Below are 26,725 nucleotides of genomic sequence, written 5' to 3'. Positions count from 1 at the left end.
CCCAGCGCGCATATGCGGCCATCAGAATGAAAAAGCCCAGCCCCACGGCTAGGTACAGAAGATCGAACACGAGCGAGCCCTCCTTTCGGGATCGCCCCGCAAGTGGACCCGATCGGCATAAAGGCGCCATACGAATTTTGAGATGCCTGGGCGAACGGAGCCAACGGCTCGCGGCCGGGTCATGATCGTCTCATTCGCCATGTCTGCGCCGGTCCGAAACTCCGAGGCCTCGGACGACGAAGACGGGGCGGACCCGGATCGGTGGTTTTCCGATCTCAGTGCTCCAAAACGGACCTTCCGCTTTTGGCCCTACTCAGACTTTCCTAAAGTTTGGCAGCGCAGGCACGAGCCGTCACGTCTATGCTCAGCGTTGAAGTGTACGCGTATCACTAGCGGTCCTACGAAAATTCAGTCTCTCGAAGGGCGGTTTGCAGTCGTTTTGGCGAATAGGGCAGATCGCGAATGCGCACGCCGGTGGCGTCGCGGACGGCGTTGGCGATTGCAGCGGCCGTCGGCCCCTGTGCGCATTCGCCCGTGCCGAGAAACGGCTCGCCCGGCCGGTCGATCGGCCTGACCCTGACGCTAGCGGGGACCGCGTCGAACCTGAGGATCGGATAGGCCGACCAGTCGCGGCTCTCGATCCTGTCGGGTGAATACAGGACCTCCTCGAAGAGCGTCCAACTCGCCGACTGCACGATCCCGCCCTCGATTTGATTGCGTACGCCATTGGGGTTGACGATCTGACCGCTGTCGACCGACGAGACCGCACGGTGGATACGGATCGCACCGGTCTCCGGCGTCACCTGGAGCTCGATCGCGACGGCGCAGTAGGCGGCGAGATTCTTGTAGCGGGCGTAGGCGAAACCACGTCCGAAGCCGGGCGCGGGCGCCGTCCAGCCGTCCCAGCCGAAATCCGTCGCCGCTGCCGTAACGACGTCCCCTGCACGCGGGTCATCGAGCATGGCGAGCCGGAACGCGACCGGATCGGCCCCTGCCGCTTCGGCGAGTTCGTCGACGAAGCTTTCCAGCGAGAAGACGTTCATAAAGGCTCCGAGACCGCGCAGCGCGCTGACGCGGAGCGTCATGTCGGTGACGAAGTGCTTCGTCACCCGCGCCCCGGGAATGTCGTAGGGCGGGACGGCGTTTCTGTCGCCGCCTCCTGCCGGTTGAGGAATGTTCGTCGGTGGTGCCAGCCTGAACGGATCGGCGACGAGGTTGCCTGCGATGAGGTTTCCGGCCCCGCCCGGCCGCGTCGAATGGGGATAGGACCAGACGTCGTAGGTCCAGTCGGCGATCGTCCCGTCCGCGGCGAGCCCGGCGCTCGCCTCGACCACCATCGCCGAGCCGTAGGGCTCCCAGAGATGTTCGTCCTCGCGCATCCACTGGACGCGAACCGGACGGCCGGGAAGCGCGGTCGCGATGAGGGCGGCATCGGCTGCCGCATCGTCAGCGCCGTTGTGTCCGTAGCAGCCGGCGCCCGGCATATGGATGAGCCTGACCGCGTTCTCCTCCATCGAGAGAAGCTCGGCGATCGCCTTGCGATCAGGGTAAACGCCTTGCGTATGGGTCCAGACGGTAAGCCTTCCGTCCTCGAACAAGCCGACCGCGCAGGACGGGCCGATCGAGGAATGCATCTGGAAGGGCCGCGTGTAGCGGGCTTTGAGGCGCTTGACCGGGAAACCGGAGCCGGCATCGGTCTCGTGGATCACCGTCTCCTCGGCGGCCGAGGCCTGGAGCCGATCGTAGATTTCGGAGCGCTCGGGAAGCGCGATGCCGCCGGTCCAGCGCGCTGCGCCCTCGGCCGCCCGCTTGGCCTCCACGGCCTGGTATTCGCCGCTTGCAACGACCGCCAGATAGTTGCCGTTCCGTACGACAGCCATCACGCCGGGCATCGCCTCGACCGCGGCCTGATCGAACTCGGCAAGCCTTGCGCCGGAGACCGGTGGGCGGATGACGCGGGCATGCACCATGCCCGGCAGGCGCAGATCCTGTACGTAGGCCGGAGCGCCGGTGAGCTTGGCCGGAATGTCGGTGCGCGGGAACGGCGTTCCCATGATCTTATAGGTCGCCGGATCGGGCTTCCTACCGCGCCCCTCGTAGCGCACGTGCAGCGTCTCGCCATCGACGAGCATATTATAGGCGAGGTCCTCCGGCCCTCCGATGACGACGCCGTCCTCGACCCGAAGTGTCTCCGCGTCGACCCCGAGACGCTCGGCCGCCCGCTGAACGAGGATCGCTCGCACCTCGGCTGCAGCGTTCATGATCGCCGATCCGCTCTCCTCCATGGAATGGCTCGCGGCGGTGTAGCCTTCGTTCGGCGTCGCATCCGTATCGGCGGTCAGGAGTTCGATCCGCTGCGGATCGACGCCCAGCATTTCCGCGGCGATCTGATGCAGCGCCGTCCGGATGCCCTGGCCGAGTTCGGCCTTGCCGGTGAAGACGGTGATCGCGCCGTCGGCCGCGATCCTAATCCAGCTGTCGAGGAACGGTGCCTTCGACAGGCTGCCTGGAAGTTCGGCCGTCTGGTCGACGACGCCCGACTCCTCACTCTGCGCGGCCGCCCTGCCGGAGAGCGCGAAGGAGAGGGTCAGGCTTCCCGCGCCGGCGACGAAACCGCGCCGGGTGATCGGAGGAATGAGCGGGGAGGACGAGCGATGATGCGTCACGACGACGTTCCTCCCACGTTTTGCCCCGAGCCGGCGAAGGCGAAGTTGTCCTCCTCGGAAGGCCGGCCTGCCGCACGCCGGGCCGCGCGCAGGATGCGCATATGCGTGCCACAGCGGCAGAGATTGGGCTGGAGGGCCGCGCGGATCTCTTCGTCGTCGGGCTCGGGCGTCTCGGCAAGGAGGCCTGCCATTCGCATGATCATGCCGGGAATGCAGTAGCCGCACTGGGCTGCCTGCTCCTCGATGAACGCGGCCTGCACCGGCCCCGGCGCTTCGGCGGTGCCGAGCCCCTCGAGTGTAGTGATGGCGCGCCCTTCGAGCGCTGCGAGGGGCAGGAGGCAGGAGATCGCCGCCTTGCCGTCGACGAGCACCGTGCAGGCCCCGCATTGGCCGAGGCCGCAGCCGAACTTCGCGCCGTTGAGCTCGAGTTCGTTGCGCAGGACATAGAGAAGCGGTGTTTCGGGGTCGGCGTCGACCGAGACCGACTTGCCGTTGACCGTCATCGCGACCATGGTCCGATCCTTTCTTCTCTGCATGGCGTCACCGTGCGACCTCCCCCTGCGACCGGATGTCGGCGATGCGTTCGCTCATGTCGTCCCAGACAGACTGCTGGGCGAGTTCGTGCCGCAGATAGTCGGCGATCGCAGCGATCTGCTCGTCGGTAAGGAGGTCGGCAAAGCCCGGCATCGGCCAACCTGCCTCCCCATTTGGCGCCTCCACACCATGGAGCACGAACTGAGCGAAGTTGCGTCCGTCCGGCGCATGGAGCGCGGTCGACTGGGCGAGCGGCAGGCCTTGCGACGAACCGGGCGCGCTCGTCCCTCTCTGGCCGTTCGCCTCGTGGCAGCGGGCGCAGGCGCCGCGATACAGCGTTTCGCCGAGCGCGATGCGCTCGCTCGGGGTGGCGGTCTTGCTGTTGTCGGCAGACGGCATTGCGACTCCCGTTTGCAGGGAGACGAGATAGGCGGCCATCGCCGAGATGTCCGCGGCGGGCGCGTCCTTCAGCTTCGCGGCGACCTCGGCCATCGGACCTGCGGCGACGCCGTGGGCCTCGGCGAACCCGCCGTCGAGATAGGTCGCGATCTGGACGGCGGTCCAAGGCGACGGCGAGTGAATGTCGCCCGCAAGCGGCGGATTGGCCCAGCCCGACGCTTCGCCGCCGCGAAGGTAGGCGTCGGTCTTTTCGGTAAGGAAGAGGTTACGCGGCGTATGGCATGCGCCGCAATGGCCGAGCCCATCGACGAGGTAGCGGCCGCGTTCCAACTCATCACCCAAGCCGTCTGACGGGGCTGCGCCCTCATCGAGAAAGAGAAGTTTCCACGCCGCGAGCAAAGGCCTGACATTCATCGGGAAGGGAAGGTCCGGGTTCGGAACGGTCTTCGCGACGGCTTGGCGCGTCATCAGGAAGGCATAGAGCGCTTCGAGATCGCCATCGGTCACGCGCGTGAAGTGCGTATAGGGAAAGGCGGGATAGAGATGTTCGCCCTCGCGGCCGAGCCCTTCGCGCATCGATCGGACGAAGGCTGCCTTGCTCCAGCGTCCGATGCCGGTCTCGGGATCGGGCGTGATGTTGGAGCCGTAGATGGTGCCGACGGGCGTTTCGACGCCGTAACCACCAGCATAAGGCGCGCCGCCTTCGCTCTGGTGGCAGGTGAGGCAATTGCCGAGCGCCGCAAGGTCTCTGCCTTTCGCGACGAGGTCTGCATCGAAGCTGTCCGCAGCCGGTCGCTCAATGGCATCGATCTCCGCTGGCGACAAGGCGAAAGCGAAGAAGGCCGCGACGACGAGAACGGCGAGCCGGGCGATCGAGAGAAGGACTTTCTTCATGCGGTCGGCAGCATCGGCATGTTTTCAATTTCCTGCTCGATCAATGGCTTGATCGTTCGGCTCTGTATGACCTCATCTTGTATCCCGAAGCGGTCTGTCGAACGAGAAGCGATCAAATCTCGTTCACGAAGCGCTTTCCTGCGACTGGCCGGCGGATGATTGCGGTCGGTTAATAACTCGCCGCGATGGGATCCGGCTTTTGCTCCGACGAAGGCTCCCTGGGGCTGCCATCCGACTGAAAAAGATCGTAGAGGATGGGCGTGAGGAAGAGCGTCAGGATCGAGGCGATGAGATAGCCGCCGATGATGATGAGGCCGATCGCAAAGCGGCTCTCTGCGCCAGCCCCGGTCGACAGCACGAGGGGCACCGCGCCAAGGACGGTGGACAGGACCGTCATCAGGATCGGACGCAACCGGACGACAGAGGCTTCCGTCACCGCCTCGCGCACCGACCGGCCCTCGGCCCGCAGCTGGTTGGCGAATTCGACGATAAGGATCCCGTTCTTTGCCATCAGACCGATCAGCATCACCATCCCGACCTGGGAATAGATGTTGATCGCCTCGCCAAGTGCGAAGAGCGTCGTGAGCGCGCCGGCGACCGCCAAGGGTACGGAAAGAAGGATGACGATCGGCTGAACGAAGCTCTCGAACTGCGCGGCGAGGACGAGATAGACAATCAGTAGAGAGAGACCGAAGGTGACAAGAACGCCGCCCGAAGTCTCCTGAAACTGTTTGGCCTGCCCCGTCCAGGAGAGGCCCATCTGCGAGGGAAGCTCATCTGCGATGGCCTCGGTCGCCGCGATCGCGGAGGCGAGATCGGTTCCATCGGCGAGCCCTGCCGAAATCTCGACCGACGGTTGGCGGTCGTAGCGATTGAAGGCGCGCACCGAGGCCCGTCGGGTCACCTCCACCAGACCGTCGAGGGGGACGAGCGAGCCTCCGCTCGTCCGGACGTAAAGTCCGGTCAGGTCCGATACGTCGCGGCGCTGGTCATCCGGGGCCTGCAGAATAACCGGATAGCGGCGGTCGCGCTCGATATATTCCGTCACCTCGGCCGAAGCGAAGAAGGTGCGCACGGTGTCGGCGACGGTGCGGGCTTCGATGCCGATCTGACGGGCCCGTTCCCGATCGACCTCGATGTCGAAACCGGGCGTGTTCACCTCGTAATCGCGCTCGACGTCGATGATACCGGGGGTCTCGCGCAGGCGGTTCTGAAGTTCCTCCGAGTAACTTGCCGCAAGCTCGAAGCTCGGTGCGGTGACGACGGCCTCAAGCGGCGTTCCGCCGCCACCTGCATCGAGACCGGACGGCGCGAAGGCGCGAACGTTCGCAAGCGTGATTGCGGACAAGTCCGGCCGCAGTTCACTGAGGATCTCGTCGGGGCGCATGCTTCTTTCCGACCACGGTGCCATCACCGCAACGACGAAGGCCCGGCCGGTCTCGCCGTATTGGCCGACGATCGAGATGACGTCCTCTACCGTGCCCTCGTCGCGATAGGGCCGGATCAATTCCTCGATGCGCTGGACAACGACGTCCGTGAAGCCGAGGCCGGCGCCGGCGGGTCCGTCGACGCTGACGAAGAAGACGCCGCGATCTTCCTCCGGCGTCAGTTCGGACGGCAGCGTCTGGTAGAATGTCCAGGACATGCCGCTGAAGAGCGCCGCGAGCGCAAGGATGACGAGCGGCGCTTTCAGGCAGGTTGTCAGAAGCCGCCGGTAGCCGTTCGATAGACGGCGGGTGATTGCGGTGACGAGCCGTGCGAGAGGGTTCGGCTTTTCCCGCTTCCTCAGGACCTTTGCTGCAAGGACCGGGCAGAGCGTCAGTGCGACGAAGGTCGAGACGGCGACCGCGATCGCGAGGGTGATCCCGAATTCGGTGAAGAGCCGCCCGATCTCGCCCTCCAGAAACGAGAGCGGCAGGAACACGGCGATGAGCGTGGCCGAGGTCGAGACGACGGCGAAGAACACTTCCCTCGCGCCCTTCGAGGCCGCTTCGCGCGGCACCTCTCCTTCTTCCAGCCGCCGCTCGATATTTTCGAGGACTACGATCGCATCGTCGACGACGAGACCGATCGCGAGGATCAGCGCGAAGAGCGTCAGGATGTTGATCGAGAAGCCGACAAACGCGATCCCTGCGCAGGCGCCGAGAAGCGCGATCGGGATGGTGACCGCTGGCACGAGGGTCGAGCGTGCGGAGGCGAGGAAAACGAATATGACAAAAACCACAACCGCCACGGCGATAGCGAGCGTCGTCAGAACTTCGACGATCGAATTGCGAATGAAGTCCGCGTCGTCGCTGGTGATCTGGATCGTCGTGCCGGCTGGCAGTTCGTCGGCGATCTCTTCCACGAAGCGTTCAACCTCTGCCGAGATCGCCAGCGTGTTGGCGCTGGACTGCCGCAGAATGCCGAGGCCGATGGCCGTCTCGCCGTTCGCACGGAACACGGTGTCGTCCGACTCGACGCCGAGTTCGATCCGCGCGAGCGAACCCAGCCGGATCGGAAAGCCTTCGCGCTGCGCGACGATCAGGTTCTCGAAGGCCTCGACCGAGGCAAGCCGCGTCTCGGTGCGCAGGAGAAGATTGCGCGAACCAGTTTCGATCTGGCCGGCGGGCAATTCGATATTGTTCGCCTCGAGGGCCGAGGCGATGTCGTCGACGGTGACGCCGCGCGAGGCCATTGCGCTCGGATCGAGCCAGACGCGCATGGCGTAGAGCCGCTCGCCGGAGAGCTGCGCCGCCGCGACGCCCGAAATCGTCTCGAGACGCGCCGTGACAAAGCGCTCCGCATAGTCGGTTAATTCCCGCGCTGAAAGCACGTCGCTGACCAGCGTCAGGCGGATGATCGGGTCGCCCTCGGTGTCGTTCTTTTCCACCTTTGGCTCTTCGGCGGGTTCCGGCAGGTTCGGTGCGACGGACTGCACGGCCGCTCTGACGTCGGCGGTCGCCTGATCGATGTCGCGGTTCGGCTCGAAGGTGATCACGGTGCGCGAGCCGCCGAGTTCGGCTTCCGTAGCAAAGGAATCGACGCCCGCGACGGTCGAGATCGCGCCCTCGATGACCGTCGTGACCTCCGCATCGACGACGGCGGGCCCGGCCCCGACATAGGCGACACTCACCGTCACCTCCGCCGCATCGACATCCGGCAGCTCGCGGATGGGCATCCGCGAGAGCCCGGCGATGCCGAGGATGACGATGAGGATGGAGACGACCGAAGCGAGAACCGGTCGGCGAAGGCTCAGATCGGACAACATCAGTCCAGTACCTCGTCAAGAGCAGCTTCCCCGACGATCTCGACAGGGGCTCCGTCCGACAGATTGTCCCATCCGGTCACGACGACCTGAGCTTCTTCGTTCAGTCCATCCACGATCTCGCTCTGACCGTCGGAGCTCTGGCCGAGGGCGATGTCGGTCCGCCTCGCCCTACCGTCCTCGACGGTAAAGACGTAAGTGGCCGAGCCTTCGCTGATGACCGCATCATCGGGGACGGTCAGCCCCTCGTAGGTCTCGAAGACGAGTTCGGCATCGACGAACATGCCGCCCGCGAGCGCACGGTCATCATTGTCGACCCGCACCCGGACATCGAAGCTGCGAGATCCTTCGGCGATCGTGGGAGAGACGAAGTCGACCTCGCCGGTGAACCGGCGGTCCGGATAGGGTCGGGCGCTGAGGCGGACTGTCTGGCCCTTTCGGGCGCGGGCGAAGTAGCGCTCGGGCAACGCGAACTCGGCCTCGACGGCGCTCAGGTCCTGAAGCGTCGAGACGACCGTCGCAGGATCGATATATTCGCCGGGATCGAGGTCATAGGCGCCGACGACGCCGTCGAAGGGGGCGAGGAGGCGGCGGTCGTCGAGATTGGCGCGGCGAAGCTGCAGCGCCGCCTCCGCGCGGCGATATGCTGCGCGCACCGTCTCGATCCGGGCTTCGGACGATATGTTTCTGTCCTCCAACTCCTCGAACCGTTCGAGTTCCTGGCGTGCTTCCTCAAAGCTCGCCTCGGCATTGGCGAGCTCGGCTCTCGCAGCGCGGCTGTCGAGCTCGAAGACCAGGTCGCCTTCGGAGAGCTGGTCGCCCGACGAGACCGGCGCAGAGACGACCCGACCGGCTGCGAGCGGCCTCAGTTCGATCGAACGCAGCGGCAACACAGTGCCGACCGCCGAATAGCGGTCCTCCAGATTACGCCTCTGCGGCGTCGAGACGGCGATCCGTGTCGCCGACCGCTCCTGTTTCGCCGCAGGTTCCGATTGGGTCCCCGTCAAATATCGTGTGCCGTAGACGCCGGCGCCGGCAAAGGCTGCAACGACCAGAAGTCCGACGATCCATCTGATCGCTTTCGCCAAATCAAGCTCCAGGCCATGGGTCCGGTTGGAACAGAGTTGCTCTCCTCACGGCCGACGTCAAAGCGGGCGGAACAAAATGACACATGGTCGATGGGAAACGGGCTCTCGATATGCGTCACGTCCTTCGCGACGCCGGACCGATCGACGATGCTCGGCGCGAGACGAACGGCGTCGTGTTCCAGGCACCTACCGGAATGCGGACTCGATCGAAGCGGCCGACGGGCGAAGCTGCCCGAACGTTCTTTCGTCCGAACCATTAACGCAGACGGGACCGCCCTTGACCCTCAGACTTCTCGTCGTCGCCAGCGAAACACCGACGCAGCGGGCGCAACGCCGCCGTCACGCCGGCGCCTCGTCCGACGAAACCTACAAGGAGACCTTGCTCTCGCTGCGCCCCGACGCATCGGTGGAGACGATCTCCTGCGTCGACACGGCGCTCGATCCGCCGGGCTTCGACATCGAAGGCTTCGACGGGGTCTTCTTCGCGGGCTCACCGATCGACATGCAAAACGACGGCTTGGAGGCACGGTCTGCCGCGAATTTCATGAGCAACGTCTATCAGGTGGGCGTCCCGGCCTTCGGTTCCTGTGCCGGGCTGCAGATCGCGGCCGTCGCGGCGGGCGGACGCAGCGAGCCGCGTCTGCCGCACATGAAGGCCGGGTTCGTGCGCGGCATCACCGCGACGGACGCCGGTCGGCGACATCCGCTTCTGGCGGGCCGCGAGATCGTATGGAATGCACCGGCGATGCATGCGCAGATCGTGGCCGAGTTGCCGGAGGGCGGGACGCTGCTCGCCCGGTCGAGACATACGCCGGTCGAGGCGGCCGAGATCAGGCATGCGAACGGCGTCTTCTACGGCGTTCAGTACCATCCGGAAATCTCGCTTGCCGAAATCGCCATAGCGCTGCGACGCGAAACCGACGATCTCATCGCGCAGGGGCTTGCACGCGCGGCAGGCGACGTAGACGAATACGCGCAGATGCTGGAGCAACTTGCGGAGGCGCCGGAACGCGACGATCTTGCGTGGCGCCTGGGCCTTGACGACGACGTGATTGTGCCGGCCATGCGACTGATCGAAATCCGCAATTTTCTGTCGTTTCTGACCTGACCTGTGATAAGCTCGGAATTAGTTTCGCCGAGATTTTCCAACGTCGCGAGTTCTAGCTATTCACGACGGCCATCATTGAAAGAGATGTTGAAGCGCAGTTCTTCGTTTATCGCCGCATTGACATTGCGAGGCCGCTTCAAACTCGCTGCCGACCGGCTGTTGAACAGATCATGTTCTGAATGAAAATGGCCGCTTGTGGCTTTCGTAGCCTTGGAGCAGCCAGTCCGCTTTTGGCCCACCTTTTCATTCTGCTTCGCCCTCGAGTTCGTTATTGTTAAGGCAATTTGTGCTTGCCGAAAGCGAACGATAGGCCTCGAGCACAGTCAGGGTCTGAGCACCGCCGGCTTTTGTATGCGTTGATCTGGTTGAGGGATTAGACCGCGAATCGTTTCCGCGATTGCCGGATGCTTAGGCTGCGGTCCAGCCACCATCGATTATCAGGGAGGTACCGGTCACCATCGCGGCGGCGTCGGATGTGAGGTAGACGACTGCGCCCATAACGTCTTCGATCTCACCGATGCGGTCAAGGCGGATATTGTCCATGATCCATGCCTTCCGCTTTGGGTCGGCGAAGGTTGCTTCGGTAAGCGAAGTTCGGATGAAAGTCGGGCAGATCGTATTCACGCGGATTCGGTTGCGGCCCCACTCTATCGCCATTGCTTTAGTGAAGCCTTCTACCGCGTGCTTCGTTGCGCAGTAGACGGCCCGATCCTGTCCGCCGACATGGCCCATCTGGCTGGAGATATTGACGAGGGAGCCTGGTTTACCTGCTTCTATAAGGCCGGCCGCAACAGCGCGGGTCAGGAAATAGGCACCGCGAAAATTGATGCCAACGACCGCGTCGAAATCTTCCGGGCTCGTTTCGATCGCCGGGCCGTGGCACGCCTGACCAGCGGAGTTCACCAGGATGTCGAACGGGCCGGACCTGCCGACAGCGTTTTCCACTGCCTTGATATCGGAAATGTCGAGCGGCAACGCTTCCGCCCGTCCGCCTTCTGACCGGATCGCGTCTACGGAGGCGTCCAGTCTTTCACCCGGCCGCAATGCCAGAACGACTTCGGCGCCGGCATCTGCGAGTGCCGCCGAGCAGCCAAACCCGATGCCGGCGGAAGCGCCCGCGACCAGCGCACGTTTGCCTTTGAGGCTGAAGGAGTGCGTCTTCGGCAGGCTGATCATTCGGCAGCCTGCCGCGATTCAGCTGCTGCGCCGTAGGGCACGTTACGACCACCATAGCGGCGGACGCGCACATTGGCCTGCTCGGCATGCCCAACGAAACCCTCCAGCATGCAGAGCCGCGAACAATATTCGCCAATGGTCGCGGCCGCCTCGTCGGTCATTATTTTCTGGTAACTATGCGTCTTCAGAAATTTGCCGACCCATAAGCCGCCTGTGTAGCGACCAGCTTTCTTCGTTGGCAGGGTGTGGTTGGTACCAATCACCTTGTCGCCATTGGCGACATTGGTCCGCGGGCCGAGGAAAAGCGCACCGTAGGACGTCATGTTCTCCAGGAACCAGTCGTCGCGGTCTGTCATTACCTGGACGTGTTCGGATGCAGTCTCGTCGGCCATCTGCAGCATCTCGTCATAGCTGTCGCAGACGATCACTTCCCCATAATCCTCCCAGCTCTTCCGCGCGGTCTCAGCCGTCGGCAGAATCTCCAGAAGCCGTTCGATCTCCAGCAGCGTTCCTTCCGCGAGCTTGCGCGAATTGGTGAGGAGGACGGCGGGCGAATTGTAGCCGTGCTCCGACTGGCCGAGGAGGTCGGTCGCGCAGAGTTCGGCGTCGACCGTTTCGTCGGCGATCACCATCGTCTCCGTCGGGCCTGCGAAGAGATCGATGCCGACCCGGCCATAGAGCTGGCGCTTGGCCTCGGCGACGAAGGCATTGCCCGGTCCGACCAGCATGTGAACGGGGTCGATCGTCTCCGTGCCCAGCGCCATGGCGCCGACCGCCTGGATGCCGCCAAGGACATAGATCTCGTGCGCGCCGCCGAGATGCATCGCGGCGATGACGCCGGGGTTCGGCTTCCCCTTGAAAGGCGGAGTCGCCGCGGCAATACGTGGCACCCCCGCAACGCTCGCGGTCGCGACCGACATGTGTGCGGAGGCGACCATCGGGAACTTTCCGCCCGGCACGTAGCAGCCGACGGATTGAACCGGGATCGTCTTGTGGCCGAGAATGACGCCCGGTATGGTCTCGACCTCGATATCCGTCATCGAATCGCGCTGGGCCTGCGCGAAATTGCGCACCTGCTCCTGCGCGAAGCGGATGTCGGCCATCTCCCGATCGGAGACCTTCGAGACGATCGCCTCGATCTCGGACGCCGACAGGCGGAAGCTCTTCGGGCTGTAGCGGTCGAACTTCTCGGAGAGTTCGCGAACGGCCTCGTCGCCGCGGCTTTCGATGTCGGCAAGTGTCGTCTCGACGGTCTTGCGGATCTTGCTGTCGTCGGCGCAGCGCTCCGCTTCCGGCTTGCCGCGCTTCAGATAGTCGATGGCCATGATGGAAGGCTCCTTTGAAAAGTCTTGGGGCCGGGCGTCAATGAGCGCCAGCGTCGGCGAAGTCCTCGGCGATCTTTGATGCGCCCTGGGCCATGAGCGAATGTTCGGAGCCGACGACGAAGAACGTCGCTCCGGCCTGTCGAAGCGGGCCGAGATTTTCTCCCGGTGCGCAGTAGAGGCCGGTCGCGCAGCCACCCGCACCGAGAATGGGGTTGGATTTCTCGGTTACTTCCGGCGCGAAGAATCCGTCGAAGCCGTAAGAGACGGCAAGGTCTGCGCGACCGACGAAGAGCGCATCGACACCCTCGACGCGCGAGATCTCCTCGAAATTGTCGACACCTTCCGGATCCTCGATCTGGCAGATGAGCGTGGTCTCGTTCGCTGTCTCGGCCAAGTGTTCGCTGAAGGGCCGCTTCGCATAGGCGGCTGCCCGCGTGGTGCCGGCAAAGCCGCGCCCGCCTTTGCCGTAGCGCGTCATGCGAACGAGATCCTTGGCCTGCTCCCGCGTATTGACGTGCGGCACCATCACGCCGGCGGCTCCGGCGTCGAGGACCGAGAGGATCCAGTCCGGCGAGGTCGTCGGCACGCGCACGATCAGCGGACATCCGACGGCGCGGCCAGCAATCATCATCTGGTCGATCGATCCGCGATCGAAGGGCGCGTGTTCCGCATCGAGGACAAGAAAGTCCATTCCCGACGCGCCCATGATCTCGACGATGATCGGGTGCGGCGTCTTGATGAACGCGCCGATCACGGGCTCTCGCGCGGTGATCCGGCTCTTCAGTCGGCTGTTCGGGTTCACGTGGTGATTTCCAAGTTTGCGTCCGGTAGCGCCTCATCGCGCTTTCGCGCAGCGCCGCGCGACAGCATGAGAAGAACAGCGAAGATGACGACCGCGGCGGCTGTCGCGATCATGTTCGGCATTAGGGCGAGGACAGCCGGCACGATCCAGAGAACGGCGCTCCATCGACTGCCCGGAAGCGGCGCCCCGCCGAGAAGATGAGCAGCGGAGAGAACGAAGATTCCCCCGGAAAAGACCGCGCGTGCGATCTCCACGGCTCCGCCATCGCCGAGCATGCCGGGATAGATAAGAAAGAGCATTGGCAGGACGTAGGCCGTGGCGCCAAGGCGCAGCGTCTGCATCGCAACCTTCAACCATGGCGCCTGCGCGATCGCCGCGGCCACGAAGACGCCAAGGCAGACCGGCGGCGTGATGACCGAGAGAGCGGCGTAATAGAGGACGAACATGTGGACGACCAACGGATCGAGCCCCTGCTGGATAAGGGCGGGGGCGAAGACCGCGGCGACCATGACATAGGCGGCGGACGTCGGCAGACCCATGCCAGCCACGAGACAGATGAGGGCCATCAGGATTGCGATCAGCCAAATCTGGCCCTGTCCGAAAGCGAGAACCGAGGCGGTCACGGTGACGCCGAACCCGGTGAGGTTGATCATGGCCACGAAGACCTGTGCGCCTACGAGAAGGACGCCGACGATGACGACGCCGCGTCCTCCCTCCTCGAGTGCTCGGACGACGATCCGGACAACGTCGCGCAGATCCTGTCCGGCAACGAGACGCGCGACGATGACCGATGCGCTCATCGCGATCATGCCGTAGCAGGCAGTGAGTTCGATGGAGTTGCCGCGGATGATGCCGAAGCCGAGGCCGGCAAGACCCATGACGATGGGGGCGAGACGTGTCGCGTTCATGGCCGTCCGCCAGTCCGGCAGTTCGGAGGCGTCGACCGGGCGGAAGCTCTGGCGACGCGCGACGACGTGCACGGTGGCATAGACGACGAGGTAGAAGAGAAAGGCCGGGACGATGCCCGCAAGCGCGATCGACCAGTAATTGATGCCGACAAGTTCGGCCATCCGAGGGTGTCCACGAAACTCGGGGCTATTCAGTCCGGTGCGACGATCAGCTCTTGTTGTTTCCAGCATCCGTCGGGGAGCCGACACCAGAATAGAGCGCAATCAAGACCACTGTCGGCAAAGCACGTCAGCTGCGGCGCGTCTTCCGGCCCCTCGCTCGGACAACATGCCAAGGCACCTCTGAGATTGTAAATTATTCTGACAAAAACCGTCACTATTTCTCGTTTTCCGTCAAAATTTCTTTCCCCTATACCCAAACCGAACGCGCGTCGGGTTGGGAGAGACGGATGTCATCAGCGAAAACAATGTTGTTGGTTTCCGTCTGGCGCGGGACCGGAACGCAAGGGCGCTACGAGGCCTTCGAAGTGCCTCAGGAAGACAATCAGACGATCCTTGATGTCGTCTCATGGGTGCAGCAGAATCTCGACGCGACCCTGTCCTACCGTTTTGCCTGCCGTGTCGGCATGTGCGGCTCCTGCGCGATGATGGTCAACGGCAAGCCGCGCTGGACCTGCCGCACCCATGTGGGCAAGGTCGCAGAGAACGGCCGCATCGATGTCGCCCCCTTGCGCAATTTGCCGGTGATCAAGGACCTGGCGACCGATATGGACCCGTTCTTCGACAAATGGGTGGGGGCAGAGGGGCACTTTCATCCCACCCGCACACGCGCCGATCCGATCGAGGCGATCAATCCGGAAAGCCCCTCGCGCAAGCTCGCGGATGAAGGCATCGAATGCATCAATTGCGCGGTCTGCTTTGCCGCCTGCGACACGGTGACGGCGAATTCGGACTATCTGGGTCCTGCCGCGCTCAACCGCGCATGGACGCTTCTCAACGATGAAAAGGACGGCGACCGGACCGGTGTCCTCGACGCCGTTTCGGGCTCGGGCGGCTGCCACAACTGCCATTCGCTCGGCTCATGCGCTGCCTATTGTCCGAACGAACTTTCGCCGATCACCGCGATTGCCGGGCTGAAGCGCGAAACCGCCCGGTCCTTCTTTCGGAAAGGACGGTGAGACGATGATCGGCCTCAAGCTCTATATGCTGCAGCGGCTCTCCGCGATGGTGATGGCGCCACTGGTCCTCGGCCATATCGCGGTGATGATCTACGCCATCCAGGGCGGGCTGTCGGCCGCCGAGATTCTGGGCCGCACAAAGGGCAGTATCGTCTGGGCGCTGTTCTACGGCACCTTCGCCCTCGCCGTCTCCATCCACGCCGCGATCGGCGTAAGGGTGATCCTCGCAGAGACCATCCTGAAGAACAGGCACGCCCTCGACGGACTGACCCTGGCGATCGGGGCCGGTCTCGCCTTCATGGGACTTTCGGCCGTCTATGCGGTGACCGCGTCATGAAAATCCATCCGCACCGCCAACATCCGCTCTGGCTCGCCTTCTTCCTTCACCGGGTCTCGGGGATTGCCCTCGCCTTGTTCCTGCCGGCGCATTTCTATGTGCTGGCCCTCGCTCTCACCGACCCGAGCCAGCTCGACGGCTTTCTGGCCTGGACGTCGAATCCGCTGGTCAAGATCGCCGAATACGGCCTCGTCTTCCTGCTCGCGGTCCACATGTTCGGCGGCCTGAGGCTGCTTGCGCTCGAATTCCTGCCCTGGAGCGCGCGCCAGAAGTCGCTCGCTGCGGCCTCTCTCGCCCTTGCCTTCTTCCTCTCCACCACATTCTTTTTGCAGGCGGTCTGACATGGGCGAGCGCTTTTCCATCGAGCGGCACGACACCGACATCCTGATCCTCGGATCGGGCGGCGCCGGCCTTTTCGCCACACTCCACGCCCAGGCCACTGCTAGGCCCGGCACCAAAATCACGCTCGCGGTGAAGGGTCTCATCGGCAAATGCGGCTGCACCCGCATGGTCCAGGGCGGCTACAATGTCGCGCTCGGCGGCGGCGACAGCGTCGAGCGGCACTTCATGGACACGATCCAGGGCGGCAAATGGCTGCCCAATCAGGATATGGCCTGGAAGCTCTGCGAGCAGGCGGTCGTGCGCATTCGCGAACTCGAGAACGAGATTGGCTGCTTCTTCGACCGCAATGCCGACGGCACGCTCCACCAGAAGGCCTTTGCCGGCCAGACCGCCGACCGCACGGTCCATAAGGGCGACCTCACCGGCATCGAGATCATCAACCGGTTGATGGAACAGGTTCTCGCCCGGCCCGTCGAGAAGTTGCAGGAGCATCGCGCGATCGGCCTCATACCGACGCGGGACGGCTCGGCGCTTTCCGGCGTCCTCTTCATCGACATGCGTTCCGGGCGTTTCCGCTTCGTGCGGGCCAAGGCCGTTCTGATGGCGACCGGGGGCGGGCCGACCATGTACAAATATCACACGCCCTCCGGCGACAAGACGATGGACGGGCTCGCCATGGCGCTCCGCGCCGGGCTCACCTTGCGCGATATGGAGATGGTCCAGTTCCACCCGACCGGGCTTCTCGCCGGCGATCACACGCGCATGACCGGAACGGTGTTGGAGGAAGGGCTTCGCGGCGCCGGCGGCCAGCTTCTCAACAGCCGCGACGAACGCTTCATGTTCGATTACGACCGGCTCGGCGAGCGAGCGACCCGCGATGTCGTCAGCCGTGGCATCTATGCCGAGATGCGCAAGAACAACACGTCGAAGAATGGCGGCGTCTATATTTCCATGTCCCATCTGGGGCCGGATCTGGTGCGAAGCAAGTTCAAAGGCATGGTCAAGCGCTGCGCCGATAGCGGCTTCGATCTCGCCGCCGGCAAGGTCGAGGTGGTTCCGACCGCCCATTACTTCATGGGTGGCGTGGTGGTCGATCCTGACACGCGCACGGGCCTCGAAGGCCTCTATGTCGCCGGCGAAGACGCGGGCGGAGCCCATGGCTCGAACAGGCTCGGCGGCAATGGCGTCGCCAATTCCACCGTCTATGGCGGCGTTGCCGGCGACGTGATGGGGCTCGATGTCGGCTCGATGGGCAGCCATCGCGATCCCGACCCGGCGGTTCTGGAGGCCGAGGTCGAGCGCGCCATCGCGCCGCTGTCCAAACGCCCCGGCAATGTCCAAGCCCTCCGCAAGCAGCTTCAGGACGTGATGTGGGACCATGTTGGCGTGATGCGCACCGAAGCGGGGCTCACGCGCGGGCTCAAAGGGATTGCCGAGGTCTCGGCCGAGCTTGCCGAGACGGGCGTGCCCGACGGCGATCTCGCCTTCAACCTGACCTGGCACGACTGGCTCAACCTCAAATCGCTCTGCGACATTTCGGAGGTCATCGCCATGGCGGGCCTCGAGCGGGAGAACTCGCGCGGCGCCCATTATCGCGAGGACTTTCCCGAAACCGGCGACCTGGAGCGGTCCTATTTCACCACGGCGCGCCGCGAGGGCGGCGAGCTTCTGGTCGACCGTGCTCCGGTCGAATTCACCATCGTGCGGCCCGGCCAGAGCATTCTGCCCGAAGGCGAGCCCGAGACCCTTCTCAAAGCGGCCGAGTGAGGCGGAATGATTGCGATCGAAACCATTCAGGAGACGGCCGAGCGGCTGATGGAAAAGGCCGCCATCGAGATTCCCGAGGATTATCTCGACGGCCTGAGAACCATGGCGAACACCGAGGACGGCGATCTCTCATCCTTCGTCCTTCAGGCCATGCTCGAAAATTACGAGGCCGCCAAGCAGGATCGCCGCGCCATGTGCGGGGACACCGGCTGCCCGCGCTGGTACGTCAAGATGGGCAACGAGGCGCGGATCGAGGGCGGTCCGATCGCCCTGGAAGCGGCTCTGCGCCGCGCCACCGCCAAATCCACCAACGAGATCCCGCTTCGGCCGAACCGGGTGCATCCCCTCTGGCGCACGGACCACGACAACAATGTCGGCATCGGCGCGCCGGAGATCGAATATGGCTTCGAGCCGGACGGCGAATGGATCGATCTCGTCACGGTTCACAAGGGCGGGCTTTTCGGCACCGATTACCGCATGCTGTTTCCATCCGACGGCGTGGAAGGCATCAAGCGCTTCTTTCTCGATAGTCTCGTCGCCTTCGGCAAGCGCGGCCTTGCCTGCCAGCCGGCGATCATCGGCATCGGGCTGGGCGGCTCCAAGGACACCTGCATGGTGCTCGGCAAAAGGGCCGCCTGCCTTCGAACCGTCGGCAGCCGGAATTCCGACGCGCGCATCGCGGCGATGGAGGACGAATTCAAGGCGCTCGGCAATTCGATCGGCATGGGCGCCATGGGGTTCGTCGGCAAGTCGATGGTCGTCGATTGCAATATCGAGGTCGGCTACTGCCACACGGGCGGCATGCAGATGAGCGTCCACGCCTTCTGCCTGTCCTCGCGCCGGGCCGTCGCCCGCATCCACGGGGACGGGCGGGTGGAATACCGCACCGACCCCGACTGGTTCACCGATTATCAACGCCGGGAGAGCGTGGAATGGACACCGCCACAAAGCCTCAGCAAATCCGCCTGAGCACGACGCCGAGCCGGGCCGATCTGGAGGCTCTGAAGATCGGCGACATCGTCTATCTCGACGGCCTGATCTACACGGCACGCGAAGGCGTCTACAAGAAGGTCATCGAGGAGGGAGCCGACCTGCCCCTCGACCTGCCAGCCGAAAGCGCGGTGAACTTTCACTGTTCGCCCGCCGCGACCGTCAATCCCGACGGAAGCTTCAATATGGGCGCCGTCACCGCCACCGCCTCCTTCCGTTTCTCCAAATGGATCGGCCCCTGGATCGAGCGCTCCGGCGCCCGCATCATCATCGGCAAGGGCGGTATGACGTCCAAGGACTATCGCGAACATTTCGTACCGAACGGGGCGGTCTATCTGACGACGGTCGGCTACGGCACCGGCGCGCTTCTCGGGCGAGGCATCAAGCAGGTGAAGGCGGTTCACTGGAACAAGGAGCTGGGTCTCGCCCAGGCCATGTGGGTCATCGAGGCGGCCAATATGGGTCCCTTCATCGTCGATGGCGATCTTGCGGGCAACAGCCTCTTCGAACGGGAGAACGCACGCATCGCCGCCAATCTCGACAAGGTCTATGAGGGCACCCGTCCAGCCGTCCTGCGCCGTTTTGGCGAGACCGACGACCGGACCGACGAGGTCATCGGCTGATCGAGCGATCACGAATCGAGAGGAGCGCGTTCCGTGTCGTTGCGCGCGCCCGATTTCTTTGAGGAACCCCATGTTCGTCGACGAACGGATCTACACGCTCCATGCCGGCAAGGTGCCGACATTTCTCAAGCTCTACGAGGAGGAGGGTATGGCCGTGCAGACCCGCATCCTCGGCAAGATGGTCGGCTATTATTTCACCGATGTCGGGCCGCTGAACCAGATCGTCCATATGTGGGGTTATGAGAGCCTCGACGATCGCTTCGAGCGGCGTAAAGCGCTGCAGGCGGCGCCGGAATGGCAGGCTTATGCGGCCAAGATGCGCCCGCTCGTGGCCCATGTGGAGAACAAGATCCTGGTGCCGGCGCCCTTCTTCCAGGCCCCCTGACAAGCTCCCGCATCCCCTATCAGGTCTTCGCGCGCATCACGGCAGGCATTTCCAGCATCTGATCCCTCAAAATCTCAAGCACCCGAGTGTGAAACTCGACGATCGCGCGGGCCTTCACGCTGTCAGAACGATAGGCGATGCCGAGCTTGCGAATGACGGGCTTTTGTCCCGGCAAGGGCAGATGCTTGAGCGGCAGCGGCGTGAGCGACAGGCAGGTGCGGGGGACGATCGAGACGCCGAGATTGAAAAGAACCATGGACGAGATCGTCTCCAGGTTCTCCAGCTCCATCGCCTCGCGCACAATGATGCCTTGATCCTGTAGCCACTGCTCGATATCGGCGCCCACGACCGCGTTGCGCGTGAAGCGGATGAAGGGCCTCGTCTGCAAGAGTTCACGGGCGTCCGAACTCTCCGTCTCCTGAGAGACGAGAACCTCCAAAGGTTCGTCGGCGACATCGAGCCAAGCGAAATTGCGTGGGAGAAGCCTTGGCTTGGATACGATCGCCAGATCGAGAGTGCCCCTCTCGATCTGCTGGATCAGCGGGATCGTCAGACCCGGCACCACACTCACATTGAGCTTTGGATAGTCCCGTTTCATGCGGGCAATGGTCATCGGGACCATGGCGTTCAGCGTCGTGGAAACCGCCCCGACACTGAGCACGCCGGAAAGACCCGTATCGCCGAGAACCGAGGGGAGGATGCCGTCATAGGCCGCCACGACCTCACGGGCGCGCGCGACGAGTGCCCGACCTGTCGGCGTGAGTTCGGGCGTCCGCTTGGTCCGATCGAAGATCTTGACCTGCCATTCCTCTTCAAGCCCGCGCATCTGCTGACTGACCGCGGCATGCGTCAGAAAGACGGCATCCGCAGCAGCACTGAAGGTGCCGCATTCGTCGATCGCGATCAGCGTCTTCAGAACCCGAATTGTCATTTATAGCCTCAGGTTGTGTAAGCAAATATATCGATAAGCGTTAGCATTTGTGCCTTTCGGGTAGAGTATCTTTCTAATATCGTTTCTAAACAAGCCGCTGGGAGGCTGGCAACGCAGATGCCTTTGGGTAGGGAGGAGACGTCGAACATGCGACCAACGCGCATTTCAGCGCTTGACGGCGAGGCAAGAGATTTGCCAGCGCGCCCTGAACGAGGCGATGCAGACCCTGTTCGGATGGGCCGGTCATGCTGAAACAGGTCGAGGCGGGTTCCGGTCAACGCTTGGAGGGCGACGAAACGGGTCGAGGCGCCGATCTTCTCGTCCGCAGTCTGAAGGCAGCGGGCGTCACTCGGATCTACAGCCTTTCAGGAAACCAGATCATGCCGGTCTATGATGCCTGCATCGATGCCGGGATCGAGATCGTCCATACGCGCCACGAGGCGGCAGCCGTCTTCATGGCCGACGCGCATGCCCAGATCACCGGCGGGCTCGGCGTCGCTCTGGTAACGGCCGCCCCTGGTGCCATGAATGCGCTCGGCGCGCTCTACAGTGCGCGGACATCGGAGAGCCCGGTTCTCATCTTGACCGGCGACTCTTCTGTTTCCCAGGACGGCATGGGCGCTTTCCAGGAACTCGACCAGGTTTCGATCGTCCGCCCGCTGGTGAAGTCGTCGCAACGGCCGGAAACTGTCGAGGCGCTGGGCTCGGCTCTGACGGACGCAATCAGAACCGCGCGCTCTGGCCGCCCCGGTCCGGTTCACATTGCCCTTCCCTTCGATGTTCTGGAGACGGAGACGACGTTCGTCCCGATCGATCCGTCTCGCTTCGACATCTCGGACCAAGCAGGCACGGAAGAGGATTGCGCAGCCCTTCTCGACGCCGTGGACAGAGCCGAGCGTCCGCTCGTCCTGATGGGACCGAGCCTTTCAGCGACCCGGCAGGGCGATCTCGCCGAGCGCTTCTCCAACGCCCTCGACTGTCCAGTCGTGGTCATGGAAAGTCCGAGGGGTCTGAAGGATCCGTCACTCGGCGCTTTCGCCTCGGTCCTGTCCAAGGCCGATCTCATCGTCACATTCGGCAAACCCATCGATTTCACCCTCGGCTTCGGCAAGCCGGCAGCGCCCGACTGTCGCTGGATCGTTCTGGATCCGGACAGCGCCGAGATTGAACGCGCGAGGCGCAATCTCGGGACCGGCCTCATACATGCGATCCAGGCCGAGGCTCGCCCCTTTGCCGAAAGCGTCATCGGGTGCGCCCGGCGCGAGACCAGAGCGGCCCGCTCGGACTGGCGAGAGACGGCCACTCGACTGATCGCGGCCCGCAGCGAAGCCGATAGGACCGAATCCGAAGGGCGAGTGACGCCTCAGGCGCTGACGCGCGCTGTCCAGAGCCGGCTCGACAAGGCCGGCGAGAGCATCGTCGTCTGCGATGGCGGCGAATTCGGTCAATGGGCGCAAGCCGGCACGAACGGCACGAGGCGCATCGTCAATGGTCCGTCAGGGGCGATCGGAGGGTCGCCCTGCTATGGGCTCGCCGCCAAGCTCGCCCGGCCTCAGGCACTGGTCTATGCGCTCATGGGCGATGGGACGGTCGGCTTCCATCTTGCCGAATTCGAGACCGCAGCCCGCGAAGGCGCCGCTTTCGTTGCCATTGTCGGTAACGACATGTGCTGGAACGCCGAGCATCAGATTCAGCTTCGCCAATACGGCCCCGATCGACTGATCGGCTGCCAATTGTCGGACGCACGCTACGACCTGGCGGTCGCCGCCCTCGGCGGCCACGGCGAATTCGTCAGCGACATCGCCGATCTCGACGCCGCGCTCGCGCGGGCCGAGGCATCGGGCAAGGTCGCCCTGGTCAATGTCCTGATCGAAGGGCGGCCGGCCCCGAGCGGTACCGGTCACTGACCTCATGCCGCCTGGCGGCACGACCGTTTGCGCCTTCGCAGACAATCGCCGCGCTCGGCAAGAGCGCGACCGTCCGATCTGGCCCGCCTTGGGAGGGGCGGCCAGCCGGAATTCGAAGACCAAGACATCAATGGGAGGAATCCATGACCTTGAAATCTCTGGCTGTGGCTTTTGGCCTTGCAACGACCGCCTTGAGCGCGACCCCTGTCCTTGCGCAATATCCCGAGCGCCCCGTACAGATCGTGATACCCTATGGCCCGGGCGGTGCGACCGATCTGTCCGCCCGCGCATTGGCGAGCGCTCTCAGCTCGCACTCGAGCGAACCCTTCGTGCTCGTCAATCGGACAGGTGCGGGGGGGGCGACCGGCTCGGCGGCTGTCGCCAATGCGCAAGGCGACGGCTACACAGTTCTGGCGGCCCGCGTCGGCTCGCACACGGTCAATCCAGCGATGAAGGCCAATCTGCCCTATAAGCTGGAGGATTTCCGTTTCGTCGGCGTCTACGAGATCAATCCGGTCGTCTGCGCCGTCGCGGCCGATTCCGACATCCAGTCGATGGACGATCTGATCGCCAAGGCGAAACAGGACCCGGCGGCGGTGCGCTACTCGACATCGGGCGTCGGATCGATGTTGCAGATCGCAGCGGCGATGGTGCTGGATTCCTTCGGCGTCGAGAATGTCAAAGAGGTGACCCATCTACCGCTCGCCGGCGATGGCGAGGCCGCGCTCGCGGTCTATCAGGGCACGGCGACCTTCATCTGCACCAATTCCTCTCCGCTCGCGAGCTTCGTCAAGAACGGTCAGCTGCGGCCGATCCTCGTCACGACGTCCGAACCGGTCGAAGGGTTCGACGCACCGACCGCCGCCTCGCTCGGCCACGAGGATCTGGAGTCGCTGGTCGGCTGGACGGGCATTGCCGGCCCCGACGACATGCCGGACGAGGCTGCCGAACAGTGGCGTTCTTGGCTGGCGGAAGCCGTCAAGGACGAGACCTTCCTGAAATTCATGAAGCAGGTCGGATCGCAGGTGGATCTGATGTCGCCGGACGAGTCGCTCGAATTCGTCAACAATCAATACCAGACCTTCTCGCGGCTCGTCGACGAATTGGGCCTGCGGGTCGAATAGGGCCGCGCGGGCAGCCGACGGCCTGTCGGACTCCCTCGGGTTTCAGAAGGTCCGCCGGCCTGACCGCGCCTCTCGATACGGGAAGCGCCCGATCACGGGCGTTCCCCTTCGCTTCCCATCGCAGCGATCGGCTTCAAGGCGAAGAAAGGGAAAGGCTTCATGCTTTCGCGACGCATCGAGTTCGTGCTCTCGGCATCTGTCGTCCTGTTCGGACTGTTTCTCTGGTTCGTCGCCGTCCCGCACGGCATCGTCACCCCGTCCTCCATGCGATCGATCCTTCTGTCGCCCGCCTTCTGGCCGACGATCCTCGCAATCGCCCTGACGGCCTCGGGGATCCTTCTCGCCCTTGCCCAGATGCGGCGCCGGAGCGAGGATATGGGGGAAGACGTCGAGCCCTTCGCCCGGTCCGAAACCATGCGTCTCGTCGGGTTCGTGGCTCTGGCAGCGCTCTATTTCGAGGCGATCAGCTGGATCGGGATGGTCTGGGCCTCGGTGCTGGCCTTCGCACTCTTCGTCTTTCTGACGGGCGCCCCCAACAAGATCATCGGTTTGGTCGCAGCGCTCGTCCTGCCGATCCTCCTCTTCGCCTTTTTCTATCACGTCGCAGGGGTCAACATCCCGCAAAGCGACTTTCTGAGGCTGCCATGAGCTTGATGGACCAGATCGGAATGGGTTTTGCGCTCGTCGCGCAGTGGCAGAGCGTCGGCTATCTCATCCTTGGCGTGACGATCGGTGTGATTGCCGGCGCCATTCCAGGCATGTCGGCGGTGATGGCGGTCGCCTTGACGCTTCCCTTCACCTTTTCGCTTCAGCCGATCTTCGGCATCCTCCTGCTTCTCGGCGTCTACAAGGGCGGCGTCTTCGGGGGATCGATCCCGGCGATCCTGATCAAGACACCCGGAACGCCCGCCTCTTCGGCCACTACTATCGACGGCTATCCGCTGGCGGAAAAGGGGCAGGCCGGGAAGGCGCTCGACATGGCGCTTTATGCGTCCTGTATCGCCGATCTCGTTTCCAATCTGGCTCTGATCCTCTTCGCCGGCTGGCTGGCTTCCTTCGCCTTGCAATTCGGTCCGCCGGAATTCTTCACCCTCATCCTCTTCTCTCTGACGATCATCGCAGGCGTTTCCGGCGACAGCCTCCTGAAAGGCTGCATATCGGCCATTCTCGGACTGTTTCTGGCAACCGTCGGGCTCGATCTCGTCTACGGAACCGATCGATTCATCTTCGGCTCTCCCGATCTGATGGGCGGGCTCAATTTCATCGCCGTCCTGATCGGTCTCTTCGCCATTCCCGAAATCTTCGCCTATGTGCGCCAACCCAAGGAAATCGACGGGGATGTGCGCAAGCTCGGCCATGTCCATCTGACCTTTGCCGAATTTCGTCGCTCCCTGAAATCGATCCTGCGCGGGTCCTTCATTGGCGTCATTCTCGGTGCGATCCCGGGGATCGGCGCCGCCCCCGCCGCCTTCGTCTCCTATTCGGAAGCCCGTCGCAACTCGCCCAACCGCGCCAATTTCGGCAAGGGGGAGATCGAGGGTGTCGCCGCAGCCGAATCGGGCAATAACGGCGTTGCCGGCGCAACGCTCATTCCGCTTCTCGCTCTCGGCGTACCGGGCGACGTGACGACCGCGATCATCATTGGTGCCTTCATGATCCACGGCCTCCAGCCCGGGCCGATGATGTTCGCCACCAATGGCGACATGATCTACGCCATTTTCATCGGCCTCGTCCTGTCCTCGGCGATCCTTCTCCTTGTCGGTGGGGCGGCGATCCGCGGCTTCCGCTACATTGCGGATGTGCCTCGCTATGTTCTGCTACCGAGCGTTCTCGTGCTGTCGGTCTACGGCGTCTTCGCCGTCAACAATTCCGTCTTCGATGTCGCCGTGATGTTCGCGGTCGGAGCGCTGGGCTATGCCATGCTGCTCCTGCGCATTCCCGCCGCGCCCTTCGTGATCGCCTTCATCCTCGGGCCGCTTCTGGAGAACAATTTCCGTCAGTCGCTTCTGATGTCCCAAGGCTCGCTCGATATCCTCGCACGCGGGCCGATCACCTGGTTCTTCTGGGGCCTGACCGTTCTGGCAATCGTCCTGATCGTGCGGCAAACGATGCAGGCGAGCCGGGAGCGTGCGGATCTCGCAACGCTCTCGCCTTCTCCATCAGGCGCTCCAACAGCCGGGCGAGCCGCGGAATGACGCCGATGACGGCGCTGGATCCCAGCAGTCTTGCGCTTCTTGCGGCGATCTTCGTACTTGGCGGTCTCGTGAAGGGCGCGCTTGGCTTCGGCCTCCCGCTGACGACGATGGCGATCCTGCCCTTCTTCGTGCCGATCGACTTCGCTCTTGCGGTCAACGCGCTCGTTCTCCCCTTCACCAATATCGCGCAATTCGTGCAGGCTCAGCGTATGCGCGAGACAATCCTTCGATTTCGCACCGTCCTCTTTGGCGTCGTGATCGGCGTTCCTGCGGGCGGAGCTTTGGTCAGTCTCATTCCCGATAGCGCGCTTCTCGTCTCGCTCGGCGCCTTCGTGCTGCTCTTCGTCGGGCTGACCCTCGCCAAGCCGACCCTCGCCATCGCCGCGCCGGCCGAGAATCCCGTCGGTCTCGTCGTCGGCGTCGCGGCCGGGATTGTCGGAGCGCTGACGACGGCCAACGGGCCGCTTTTCGTCATGTATCTCGTCGGATTGAAGGTTGACCGCAAGCTCTTCGTTTCGACCCTCAGCCTTCTCTTCATCGTGTCGGGCGTCCTGATCTCCGGCACCTTCTTCGCCGCCGGTCTCATCGACATGACACGCTTTGCGGTGAGCGCCCTCTGCATTCCCGCCTCGCTGGCCGGCATGGCCGCCGGCAACGCGATCGGCGAACGCATCTCGGCGGACCGTTTCCGCCTGGGGGTGCTGCTGGTTCTTGCCGTTCTCGCCTTCAATCTGATCTTGACCGGCGCATCCGGACAGTAGTGCGAAAGGCGATGAATCGGAGTAGCGATTTCGCTATG

The 26,725-nt window shown here is 63.7% G+C and carries 23 protein-coding genes; 13 read left to right on the top strand and 10 right to left on the bottom strand.

Annotated features, from left to right (window positions below; all coding sequences use genetic code 11):
• Nucleotides 1–398 precede the first annotated feature (398 nt).
• The 5 genes from B9A15_RS04405 to B9A15_RS04385 form a co-directional block, all read right to left on the bottom strand.
• A complete protein-coding gene (locus B9A15_RS04405) occupies nt 399–2,666 on the bottom strand; it encodes a xanthine dehydrogenase family protein molybdopterin-binding subunit (protein WP_244556785.1) in 2,268 nt (755 codons plus the stop codon).
• The gene (locus tag B9A15_RS04400; protein ID WP_084408802.1) at nt 2,663–3,178 is read right to left on the bottom strand and encodes a (2Fe-2S)-binding protein; all 516 of its coding nucleotides are present in this window, start codon (nt 3,176–3,178) and stop codon (nt 2,663–2,665) included. Before B9A15_RS04400 ends, B9A15_RS04405 begins: the two co-directional genes overlap by 4 nt.
• Nucleotides 3,179–3,206: 28 nt before the next feature.
• Nucleotides 3,207–4,493 (bottom strand): cytochrome c, encoded by a 1,287-nt coding sequence (locus B9A15_RS04395; protein ID WP_084408801.1) that lies wholly within the window; start codon nt 4,491–4,493, stop codon nt 3,207–3,209.
• Nucleotides 4,494–4,662: 169 nt separating this feature from the next.
• Entirely contained in the window at nt 4,663–7,743 is a 3,081-nt protein-coding gene (locus B9A15_RS04390; RefSeq protein ID WP_210190475.1) for an efflux RND transporter permease subunit, read from the bottom strand.
• A complete protein-coding gene (locus B9A15_RS04385) occupies nt 7,743–8,828 on the bottom strand; it encodes an efflux RND transporter periplasmic adaptor subunit (protein WP_170923165.1) in 1,086 nt (361 codons plus the stop codon). Before B9A15_RS04385 ends, B9A15_RS04390 begins: the two co-directional genes overlap by 1 nt.
• Before the next feature lie 277 nt (nt 8,829–9,105).
• On the opposite strand from B9A15_RS04385, the gene B9A15_RS04380 reads away from it, so the two are divergent.
• A complete protein-coding gene (locus B9A15_RS04380) occupies nt 9,106–9,936 on the top strand; it encodes a glutamine amidotransferase-related protein (RefSeq protein ID WP_244556784.1) in 831 nt (276 codons plus the stop codon).
• A 408-nt stretch (nt 9,937–10,344) separates the two neighbouring features.
• On the opposite strand, the gene B9A15_RS04370 is transcribed toward B9A15_RS04380, so the two are convergent.
• The 4 genes from B9A15_RS04370 to B9A15_RS04355 are packed head-to-tail and all read right to left on the bottom strand — an operon-like array spanning nt 10,345 to nt 14,309.
• A complete protein-coding gene (locus tag B9A15_RS04370; RefSeq protein ID WP_084408796.1) occupies nt 10,345–11,112 on the bottom strand; it encodes an SDR family NAD(P)-dependent oxidoreductase in 768 nt (255 codons plus the stop codon).
• Complete coding sequence (gene hisD / locus B9A15_RS04365; protein WP_084408795.1) at nt 11,109–12,437, bottom strand: histidinol dehydrogenase; 1,329 nt, start codon at nt 12,435–12,437, stop codon at nt 11,109–11,111. Before hisD ends, B9A15_RS04370 begins: the two co-directional genes overlap by 4 nt.
• 37 nt (nt 12,438–12,474) lie before the next feature.
• Nucleotides 12,475–13,239, bottom strand: a complete 765-nt coding sequence (locus B9A15_RS04360; protein ID WP_210190474.1) for an HpcH/HpaI aldolase family protein — start codon at nt 13,237–13,239, stop codon at nt 12,475–12,477.
• Entirely contained in the window at nt 13,236–14,309 is a 1,074-nt protein-coding gene (locus B9A15_RS04355; RefSeq protein ID WP_210190473.1) for a TRAP transporter large permease subunit, read from the bottom strand. The genes B9A15_RS04360 and B9A15_RS04355 overlap by 4 nt, the downstream gene beginning before the upstream one ends.
• 305 nt (nt 14,310–14,614) lie before the next feature.
• Between B9A15_RS04355 and B9A15_RS04350 the strand changes: the two genes are divergently transcribed.
• The 7 genes from B9A15_RS04350 to B9A15_RS04320 all read left to right on the top strand — a co-directional run bounded on the left by B9A15_RS04350 (nt 14,615) and on the right by B9A15_RS04320 (nt 19,769).
• Nucleotides 14,615–15,325: a succinate dehydrogenase/fumarate reductase iron-sulfur subunit gene (locus B9A15_RS04350; protein ID WP_139798193.1), complete on the top strand. Its 711-nt coding sequence runs from the start codon at nt 14,615–14,617 to the stop codon at nt 15,323–15,325.
• Between the two features lie 4 nt (nt 15,326–15,329).
• Nucleotides 15,330–15,662, top strand: a complete 333-nt coding sequence (locus B9A15_RS04345) for a succinate dehydrogenase (protein WP_084408792.1) — start codon at nt 15,330–15,332, stop codon at nt 15,660–15,662.
• Nucleotides 15,659–16,003, top strand: coding sequence for a succinate dehydrogenase, cytochrome b556 subunit (gene sdhC, locus B9A15_RS04340; protein WP_084408791.1), 345 nt, complete (start codon nt 15,659–15,661; stop codon nt 16,001–16,003). Before B9A15_RS04345 ends, sdhC begins: the two co-directional genes overlap by 4 nt.
• A 1-nt stretch (nt 16,004) precedes the next feature.
• Complete coding sequence (locus B9A15_RS04335; protein ID WP_084408790.1) at nt 16,005–17,771, top strand: L-aspartate oxidase; 1,767 nt, start codon at nt 16,005–16,007, stop codon at nt 17,769–17,771.
• A 6-nt stretch (nt 17,772–17,777) separates the two neighbouring features.
• A complete protein-coding gene (locus tag B9A15_RS04330) occupies nt 17,778–18,740 on the top strand; it encodes a fumarate hydratase (RefSeq protein WP_084408789.1) in 963 nt (320 codons plus the stop codon).
• Entirely contained in the window at nt 18,704–19,384 is a 681-nt protein-coding gene (locus B9A15_RS04325) for a fumarate hydratase C-terminal domain-containing protein (RefSeq protein WP_084408788.1), read from the top strand. Before B9A15_RS04330 ends, B9A15_RS04325 begins: the two co-directional genes overlap by 37 nt.
• 70 nt (nt 19,385–19,454) lie before the next feature.
• Nucleotides 19,455–19,769: an NIPSNAP family protein gene (locus tag B9A15_RS04320; protein ID WP_084408787.1), complete on the top strand. Its 315-nt coding sequence runs from the start codon at nt 19,455–19,457 to the stop codon at nt 19,767–19,769.
• Between the two features lie 19 nt (nt 19,770–19,788).
• On the opposite strand, the gene B9A15_RS04315 is transcribed toward B9A15_RS04320, so the two are convergent.
• A complete protein-coding gene (locus tag B9A15_RS04315; protein ID WP_084408786.1) occupies nt 19,789–20,700 on the bottom strand; it encodes a LysR family transcriptional regulator in 912 nt (303 codons plus the stop codon).
• 245 nt (nt 20,701–20,945) lie between these two features.
• On the opposite strand from B9A15_RS04315, the gene B9A15_RS04310 reads away from it, so the two are divergent.
• The 5 genes from B9A15_RS04310 (at nt 20,946) to B9A15_RS04290 (ending at nt 26,687) form a co-directional block, all read left to right on the top strand.
• Nucleotides 20,946–22,607: a thiamine pyrophosphate-binding protein gene (locus tag B9A15_RS04310; RefSeq protein ID WP_084408785.1), complete on the top strand. Its 1,662-nt coding sequence runs from the start codon at nt 20,946–20,948 to the stop codon at nt 22,605–22,607.
• Between the two features lie 143 nt (nt 22,608–22,750).
• Nucleotides 22,751–23,731, top strand: a complete 981-nt coding sequence (locus B9A15_RS04305; protein ID WP_084408784.1) for a Bug family tripartite tricarboxylate transporter substrate binding protein — start codon at nt 22,751–22,753, stop codon at nt 23,729–23,731.
• Nucleotides 23,732–23,890: 159 nt separating this feature from the next.
• Nucleotides 23,891–24,379: a tripartite tricarboxylate transporter TctB family protein gene (locus B9A15_RS04300; protein WP_084408783.1), complete on the top strand. Its 489-nt coding sequence runs from the start codon at nt 23,891–23,893 to the stop codon at nt 24,377–24,379.
• Nucleotides 24,376–25,926 carry a tripartite tricarboxylate transporter permease gene (locus B9A15_RS04295; protein ID WP_084408782.1) on the top strand — a complete coding sequence of 517 codons (1,551 nt, stop codon included), beginning with the start codon at nt 24,376–24,378 and terminating at the stop codon, nt 25,924–25,926. The genes B9A15_RS04300 and B9A15_RS04295 overlap by 4 nt, the downstream gene beginning before the upstream one ends.
• Entirely contained in the window at nt 25,923–26,687 is a 765-nt protein-coding gene (locus B9A15_RS04290; RefSeq protein ID WP_084408781.1) for a sulfite exporter TauE/SafE family protein, read from the top strand. The genes B9A15_RS04295 and B9A15_RS04290 overlap by 4 nt, the downstream gene beginning before the upstream one ends.
• Nucleotides 26,688–26,725: the final 38 nt, after the last annotated feature.

Source organism: Fulvimarina manganoxydans, from assembly GCF_900176465.1.
Taxonomy (GTDB): Bacteria; Pseudomonadota; Alphaproteobacteria; order Rhizobiales; family Rhizobiaceae; genus Fulvimarina; species Fulvimarina manganoxydans.
This window is presented reverse-complemented; position numbering and strand designations above follow the sequence as displayed.